7 protein-coding genes are annotated in these 8434 nt (G+C 47.4%); 4 read left to right on the top strand and 3 right to left on the bottom strand.

Annotation, left to right across the window (positions count from 1 at the left end):
• Positions 1-161 precede the first annotated feature (161 nt).
• The 3 genes from uxuA to BIZ37_RS28190 all read right to left on the bottom strand — a co-directional run bounded on the left by uxuA (position 162) and on the right by BIZ37_RS28190 (position 3370).
• The gene (uxuA, locus tag BIZ37_RS28200) at positions 162-1346 is read right to left on the bottom strand and encodes a mannonate dehydratase (protein WP_187464361.1); all 1185 of its coding nucleotides are present in this window, start codon (positions 1344-1346) and stop codon (positions 162-164) included.
• A 145-nt stretch (positions 1347-1491) separates the two neighbouring features.
• Positions 1492-2280, bottom strand: a complete 789-nt coding sequence (locus tag BIZ37_RS28195) for an FCD domain-containing protein (RefSeq protein ID WP_187464360.1) — start codon at positions 2278-2280, stop codon at positions 1492-1494.
• A gap of 106 nt (positions 2281-2386) precedes the next feature.
• A complete protein-coding gene (locus BIZ37_RS28190) occupies positions 2387-3370 on the bottom strand; it encodes a TRAP transporter substrate-binding protein (RefSeq protein WP_187464359.1) in 984 nt (327 codons plus the stop codon).
• A 306-nt stretch (positions 3371-3676) separates the two neighbouring features.
• On the opposite strand from BIZ37_RS28190, the gene BIZ37_RS28185 reads away from it, so the two are divergent.
• From BIZ37_RS28185 to uxaC, 4 genes are all read left to right on the top strand, one after another.
• On the top strand, positions 3677-4189 hold the full coding sequence (locus BIZ37_RS28185) for a TRAP transporter small permease (RefSeq protein WP_187464358.1): 513 nt from the start codon (positions 3677-3679) through the stop codon (positions 4187-4189).
• A gap of 72 nt (positions 4190-4261) precedes the next feature.
• Positions 4262-5563 (top strand): TRAP transporter large permease, encoded by a 1302-nt coding sequence (locus tag BIZ37_RS28180; RefSeq protein WP_187464357.1) that lies wholly within the window; start codon positions 4262-4264, stop codon positions 5561-5563.
• Between the two features lie 88 nt (positions 5564-5651).
• Positions 5652-7115, top strand: coding sequence for a fructuronate reductase (locus BIZ37_RS28175; protein ID WP_187464356.1), 1464 nt, complete (start codon positions 5652-5654; stop codon positions 7113-7115).
• 54 nt (positions 7116-7169) lie between these two features.
• A partial coding sequence (gene uxaC / locus BIZ37_RS28170; RefSeq protein WP_187464355.1) for a glucuronate isomerase occupies positions 7170-8434 on the top strand: 1265 nt, incomplete at its 3' end.

The following is an 8434-nucleotide window of genomic DNA, read 5'->3' as shown; positions in this document are numbered from 1 at the left end:
AGTGATAGGTATGAGGAATAGCCCATAGAAAAATGGGAAAGAAACACCTTACATGGAGTACCACAAAATAAATGTCGGTTTGATCGAGAAATAAAAAAAAGGCCCGATATTCGGGCCAAACGTTGGTAGGTATATACACTTATTTTCGTGTATAGGACTTGTTATTTTTTAAAGAATGCGCGCTTCAGTGCCATTTCCAAGCCACGCACTTCTGCCAAACCTTTCAGGCGACCAATAGCCGAGTATCCAGGATTGGTTTTCTTCTTTAGATCATCGAGCATCTGGTGACCGTGGTCAGGTCGCATTGGAATCAAGCGACCCTCACCTGACGCCTCACGGCGCTGCTCTTCTTCCAAGATAGCCATCACGACATTGTACATATCGACATCGCCATCTAGGTGAGCGGCTTCATGGAAGCTCAATTGGTTCTCTTCACGCTGCGTTGAACGTAAGTGAGTGAAATAAATTCGGTCACCGTGTTGTTTGATCATGTTAACAAGGTCATTGTCACCACGGACACCGTAAGAACCGGTACACATGGTGATACCGTTATTCTTGCTTGGCACCTGTTCTGTCAGCCAATCAATATCTTCAATCGTTGATACAATGCGCGGCAGGCCAAGAATTGGGCGCGGTGGATCATCTGGGTGAACCGCCATTTTCAAGCCTGACGCATCACACACTGGCATCAGCTCACTCAAGAAATGCTTCATATGCTGACGCAACTTGTCTTTATCAATACCCGCGTAACGATCAAGTTGTGCTTGGAATTCCTCCAGGGTGTAACCTTCTTCAGCACCTGGGAGGCCGGCAATAATATTGCTTGTTAACTGGGCAACCGCTTCTTCAGACATCGCCTTGAAATACTCAAGTGCTTCGGCTTGTTCCTGTGCTGTGTATTCGTCTTCAGCACCCGGGCGTTTAAGAATGAATAACTCGAATGCAGCAAAAGCAATTTGATCAAAACGTAGTGCCTTTGAGCCATCAGGCATTTCAAATTCTAGATCGGTACGTGTCCAATCCAATACCGGCATAAAGTTATAACAAACCGTATCAATACCACATTCAGCGAGGTTACGAAGGGTCTGTTTATAGTTATCAATCCACTGTTGGTAATTACCTGTTTGTGTTTTTATTTCTTCATGAACAGGCACACTTTCAACAACAGACCAAGTTAATCCTTTGTCTTCAATAATTGCTTTGCGCTTTAGAATTTCTTCTACCGTCCAAACTTCACCGTTTGGAATATGATGTAGTGCGTTTACAATTCCCGTTGCACCCGCTTGACGAATATCATCAAGCGATACTGGGTCATTTGGGCCATACCAGCGCCAGGTTTGTTCCATGACAATCACCTTTTATAGACACACTTAACCCGCTCAATAATTCTGAGTTAAGTACTTTACAATTTAGAATGCACAATTACGTTAAAATAACTGCTTTTAAAGAGGCCAATAAAAATAATTGGCCTAATTGAATTTATTTAGCGGTTTATTTCTCACCGCCAAGGAGAACTACCGGATTCGAGCTAAATAAGTAGCCATCAAAATTCGGATCATCAATATCAGAAAGTTCTAACAGGCGTTGTTTTACATTCTCAAGGTGTTGCCACATAGCATTTTTTGCCGCAATGGGATCTTTACGCTGCATCGCTGCCAATATACGCGCGTGATCTTCCAACCATTCCTCACGGTATGCCTTACCAATAATGTGCGAGTGTAGCTTTTTCCACATCGGGCTTTGCTCACGTCGCTCCCACGATTGTTTTAGCATATCGACCAATACTGAGTTTTGCGTCGCTTCGGCAATGCACATATGGAACTGTTCATCACCGATACACTCTTCTGCCCCTGAGGCAATTTCACTGCGCTCAAGTTCTAGCGCAGCGCGCATCTTCACAATATCACTCGGTGTCACCTGGATAGCTGCAAACTCGGCAATATTACTCTCGAGCAACTGCCTTGCCTGCAGCATTTCGAATGGACCAGCATCATCGCTGATCACATTCTCCCGACTATTGGAGTGGCTTGGAATATTGAGGACATAAACCCCAGATCCCTTCTTCACCTCAACAAGATTTTCAAGTTCCAGCATAATAATTGCTTCACGGACTACCGTTCGGCTGACATCCAGTCGCTCGGCAATATCCCGCTCTGGCGGTAACCGATCGCCCACTTTATAGCGGCCATCGATAAGTTCTTGTCGCAACACCAAACCAAGCTCTTGGTATGGGCGTTTCGGTTCGAAGGGCATCATGATGATATTGTCACTTTTTTCCATTGCACTTATTCGCCATCATAATGACCAATCTAAATTGGTCAACCTCTTAATGTAAAAGTGTGGCAACACTTTGATTTTTATGGTTACAACAGCCTGCTTTTGCAGCTTATTGAACCGCTTTAATACGCTCTACGATTTCGTTCAGCTCAGGGTTAGATTTCTCTAGCTCATCGTACATAGGCTGTACCGCTTCAACGAATGCCGTTTTATTTGGCTTAACAAAAGTTACGCCCATTTTCTCTGCTTTAGCACGCTCTTTCGCTTCAGACTCAGCCCATAGCTCTTTCATCACTTCCATCGAGCTCATCGCTGCCTTTTTCAATGCTTCCTGGTGTTCTTCTGATAGACCATCGTAGGCTTTTGTCGAGATAACCAGTACATCAGGAACCATAGTGTGCTCATCTAGGCTGAAGTACTTAGATACTTCGCTGTGACGGCTTAGGCTGAATGATGGAATGTTGTTTTCTGCTGCATCAACAACACCTTGCTGCAGTGCTGTGTAAAGTTCACCGTATGCTAGCGGCGTTGGGCTACCACCCAGTGCATTTACCATCGAAATCGCTGACGGGCTAGGCTGAACACGGATCTTCATACCTTTCAGATCTTCAGGTGTTTCAATTGGCTTAGATGTGTAGAAGCTACGAGCACCAGCATCATAGTAAGTCACACCGATGAAACCACTGTCGCGAGAAGACGCTAGGATTTCCTCACCTACTTCACCTTCTTTTACGTTGTAGTAGTGAGTCTTATCACGGAATAGGTATGGTAGGTTGAATGCCGAGTATGCTGGAGCAAAGGCTTCAAGCTCAGCAGCGTTGGTTTTTACCATTTCCAATGCGCCGTTCTGCATTAGCTCCATTGATTCACGCTGGGTACCAAGCTGCGCATCTGGGTAGATACGGATACGAACTTCGCCATCAGTCAGAGCGCGAACTTCTTTGGCCATATGGTCCATCGCTTTGTGTACAGCATGGTCACGCGGGTGGTTATGACTTAGCTTGAAGGTCGTTGCTGCGTAAGCAGAAGCTGTAGCACCAAAAGTAAGGGCAGCACCGATCACTGCAGTAAGTACACTTTTACGCGTCATCATTGTTATATCTCCGTGGAATTGGTTGTCCATTGTGTAGGGTATTTCTTAAGTACGGGGCCAATATTGCGTCCAAATCAGAAAACCGTCAAAACAAAAAAGCAAATTGATTGACCAATATCACAATAAAAACCCTAAAATTGGTCAACCAATTCAATTGTGACTTGGCTCACGTGACTAAAATTCACACCATCTTATAATCCCTACAGAAAAAGCGCGTGCTTAAATATAGCCAGATGACATATCTGCTTACATTGGTTCACCAATAGATAAATCTGAGCATGCTTATTTATTTGAAAGGAACTAAAGATGAATAAATTGGTTGGTTACATAAATAGAGGGTTGGCGATGTTTACCGTGTCTCTCTCTACCTTCCTGGTGTTCTGTGTGATCTGGCAGGTCATTTCCCGCTATATCATTGGTAAACCAAGCACAATTACTGATGAGCTCGCACGATATCTATTTATGTGGGTAGCCCTAATTGGCGCAGCCTATACCACAGGGCTCAAGCGCCACCTTGCCATTGACCTGCTCACCATGAAGCTCAGCGGCAAAAGAAAACTGTTCAATGAAATATTCATCCAACTCGCCATCGCCGTCTTCGCCTTTATTGTCCTTGTATACGGCGGCACCAACTTAGCAATGAAGACTCTCGCGACAGGCCAAGTTACACCTGCACTTGGTTGGGAGATGGGCTTCATATACTTCTGCCTGCCAATTAGTGGCGCTTTGATGATTTTCTACTCAGTCATTTTTGCCTGGGAAAAAGTTAAACAGCTGATTTCCGGCAATATATGCATTGCTGATCCCCAAGAAAACTAATTACGCATATACAGCGGTGGGAGAATTTACCCCTTTCACCTTTGAACAAGACTTTATAAGAAGGATTCCACAATGGAATGGCAAGTCATCCTCACTCTATTCGGTAGCTTCGGCGTGTTACTCGCGCTGGGGATCCCTGTATCATTCGCCATCGGCCTTTCATCCCTAGCAACCATTATGATGAGCCTGCCGCTAGAACCGGCTATTGCCGTTGTCGCCCAACGTATGGCAGCGGGCCTTGATAACTTTGCCCTTCTGGCTATCCCGTTTTTCATCCTAGCGGGTAACATCATGAATCAGGGTGGTATCGCTATCCGCCTTATCAACTTCGCCAAAGTATTGGGTGGCCGCCTACCTGGCTCGCTGGCCCACGTAAACGTGATGGCTAACATGATGTTCGGTTCTATCTCTGGCTCAGCGGTAGCATCTGCGGCAGCCGTTGGTGGCACTATGTCACCACTGCAGAAGAAAGACGGTTACGACGAGCACTTTTCGGCTGCAGTAAACATCACTTCGTGCCCAACGGGTTTGTTGATCCCGCCAAGTAACACCCTAATCGTATTCTCGCTGGTATCTGGCGGTACTTCTATTGCTGCACTTTTCCTTGGTGGTTACATCCCTGGCATCTTGATGGGCCTAAGCCTAATGGTTGTAGCGGGTATCATTGCCAAACGCCGTGGCTACCCTGTTGCCGATAAACCATCACTAGCAGTGGTGTGGGATACCTTCATCAAAGCCATGCCTTCGCTATTGCTCATTGTCATCATCATGGGCGGTATCATCGGTGGTATCTTCACTGCAACTGAGGCATCAGCCATCGCCGTTGTCTACACCTTCGTGCTGGCGGTTATCTTCTACCGTGAAGTAAAAATCCGTGACCTGCCGAAAATCATCCTGGAATCAGCCGTTACAACATCTATCGTACTTCTGCTGGTTGGCGCTTCAATGGGTATGTCATGGGCCATGGCAAATGCCGATATCCCATACATGATTGCCGACGCCCTATTGGCAGTCTCTGAAAACCCACTGGTTATCTTACTGATCATCAACCTTATCCTATTGATTGTCGGTATCTTCATGGATATGACCCCAGCGGTACTTATCTTTACGCCAATCTTCCTACCTATTGCTCTAGACCTAGGTATCGACCCTGTTCACTTCGGTATCATGATGACCTTCAACCTAGCGATTGGTATCTGTACACCTCCGGTAGGCAGTGCCCTGTTTATCGGTTGTTCGGTGGCTAAAGTTTCCATCGATAAAATCATCAAGCCGCTATTGCCATTTTATGCCGCACTTATCGCAGCGCTATTGGCAGTCACCTTTATTCCTCAGCTAAGCCTATTCCTACCTAATTTGGTTCTTGGCTACTAACTGGGTTTACACCTAAATCAGTAACACGCTGAAGACTTCCCTGAGAACCCGCCCACCAGCAAATACTGGTGGGCCAAAGGAAAAGAAAATGGACACAATTTCAAATACCCCACTGAACAAAAATGTCATCCGCCCAACTTTTGATCGCTCGGTACTGAAAAGCCGCATCGTTCACTTGGGTTTCGGTGCTTTCCACCGCGCACACCAAGCCTTGTTTACCAACGAGATGCTAGAAAAAACAGGCAGCGACTGGGGGATCTGTGAAATCAACCTATTTGGCGGTGAAGAGCTAATCACCCAGCTTCGTGAACAGGATCACATGTACACCGTGGCCGAAAAAGGCGCCACGGCTACTGATGTGAAGCTGATTGCTTCTGTGACTGAGTCGCTACACCCAAGCTTTGAAGGCAAACGTGCCGTGCTGGATAAAATGTCTGAAGAGCAAGTCGCCATTGTTTCCATGACGATTACCGAAAAAGGCTACTGTGCTGATCCCGCAACAGGCCGTTTGGACAAGAACAACGCTCTGATTAAAGCGGACTTGGACAACCCACGCGAACCGAATTCTGCCATTGGCTACATCGTTGAAGCATTGCGTATCCGCCGCGAACTTGGCCTGAAGCCATTTACTGTAATGTCTTGTGATAACGTACAGGAAAACGGCCACGTTGCCCGTGCTGCGGTTTTAGATTTTGCCAATTTGGTTGACCAAGAACTTGCCGGTTGGATTGAAGCCAATGTGACCTTCCCATGTACTATGGTCGACCGCATTGTGCCTGCTGCAACCCCAGAGACTCTGGCAGAAATTACAGGACTTGTTGGTGTCGCTGACCCATGTGGTATTGCCTGTGAACCATTCCGCCAGTGGGTGATTGAAGATAACTTCGTAAATGGTCGCCCAGAATGGGATGTTGCCGGAGCAGAGTTCGTAGCCGATGTTGTACCATTTGAAGAAATGAAGCTGCGAATGCTAAACGGCAGCCATTCGTTCCTGGCTTACCTTGGTTATCTGGGCGGCTACAAGCACATCTCCGATACCATGACCAACGACAACTACCGCAAAGCCGCGTTTGACATGATGATGCAGGCACAAGCCACTACCCTGACCATGCCTGAAGGTACGGATCTTGAAGCTTACGCCAAGTTGCTTATCGAGCGCTTTACCAACCCTAGTCTGAAGCACCAGACCTGGCAGATTGCGATGGACGGCAGCCAGAAAATTCCTCAGCGTATGGGTGGCTCACTACGCCATCACCTGGCTGCAGGTACCGAGTACAAATGGCTTGCCATGGGCATTGCAGGCTGGATGACTTACATCAGCGGTGTTGACGAAGAGAACAATACCATTGATGTCCGTGACCCAATGGTTGAGCAATTCCGCGAAATCTACCAGCAATACGGCAAAGAGCCTGCGGTGGTTAAAGCCATCCTGGGTATCGAAGCTATTTTTGGTACCGACCTGATTCAAAACGATGACTTCGTAGAAGCGGTCACCAAAGCTTACCAGCTTATTATCAGCAAAGGCGCACGCGCAGCCGTTGCCTCTCTTTAATCAATATTAGACACCGGGCGATGGCTATCGCCCGGTGTCATTTTGGAGCTTATGATGAAAGACTTTCTTTGTGACGACTTCCTACTATCAAATGAAATTGCGCGTGTGCTTTACCATGATTACGCCAAGGACATGCCAATCTATGACTACCACTGCCATTTGAATCCACAAGAAGTCGCTGAAAACCGCCGCTTCGATAACATCGGTCAAATGTGGCTAGAAGGCGACCACTATAAATGGCGCGGCATGCGCTCGGCAGGCGTGCCAGAATCATTGATCACTGGTAAAGAGACCAGCGATTACGACAAATACATGGCTTGGGCCAAAACGGTTCCTCAGACGTTGGGTAACCCACTTTACCACTGGACTCACCTAGAGCTACGTCGTCCATTCGGCATCACCGGCAAGCTATTTGGCCCAGAGACCGCTGACGGGATATGGCACGAGTGTAACGAGATGCTAGCAAGCCCTGAGTTCTCGGCCCGTGGCATAATGAAACAGATGAATGTGGTGATGGCCGGTACCACCGATGACCCGATCCACTCCTTGGAGTACCACAAAGCAATTGCCCAAGATGACAGTTTTGATGTTGAGGTCGCCCCTAGCTGGCGCCCTGACCGCGCCTTCAAAATTGAACTAGATGGCTTTGCTGAGTACATGCAGATATTAGGTGAAGCTGCTGATATCGAGATTGCTTCATTCGCCGATCTACTTACTGCATTAGACCGTCGTCTTGACCATTTTGCCGCTCACGGATGCCGAGCCGCTGACCACGGTATCGAAATCGTCCGATACGGCAAAGTACCGTCAGAGCAGACACTGAATAGCATGCTTACTCGCCGCCAAGCCGGTGAAGTGCTGACTGAACAAGAAGTTGACCAATTCAGCACCGCCGTACAGGTATGGCTTGGCAAGCAATACGCCAAGCGCGGCTGGGTAATGCAGCTGCATATTGGTGCCCAGCGCAATAACAGCACCCGTATGTTCAAGCTGCTTGGTGCCGATGCTGGTTTTGACTCTATTGGGGACCGCCCGTTTGCCTTCCAGCTCGCATCGCTATTAGATGATATGGATCTGAGCAACGAACTACCTAAAACAATCCTGTATTGCCTAAACCCTCGAGACAACGAGATGATGGCTACCATGATTGGTAACTTCCAGGGTGGCGGCATTGCAGGCAAAGTTCAGTTTGGCTCAGGTTGGTGGTTCAACGACCAGAAAGACGGTATGCAACGCCAGATGGAACAACTGTCTCAGCTAGGTCTATTGAGCCAGTTTGTCGGCATGCTGACCGATTCTCGCAGTTTCTTGTCCTATAC

This window comes from Photobacterium sp. BZF1, assembly GCF_014349205.1.
GTDB lineage: Bacteria > Pseudomonadota > Gammaproteobacteria > Enterobacterales > Vibrionaceae > Photobacterium.
Note: the sequence above shows the minus strand (reverse complement) of the source record. Positions and strands in the feature narration are given on the sequence as shown.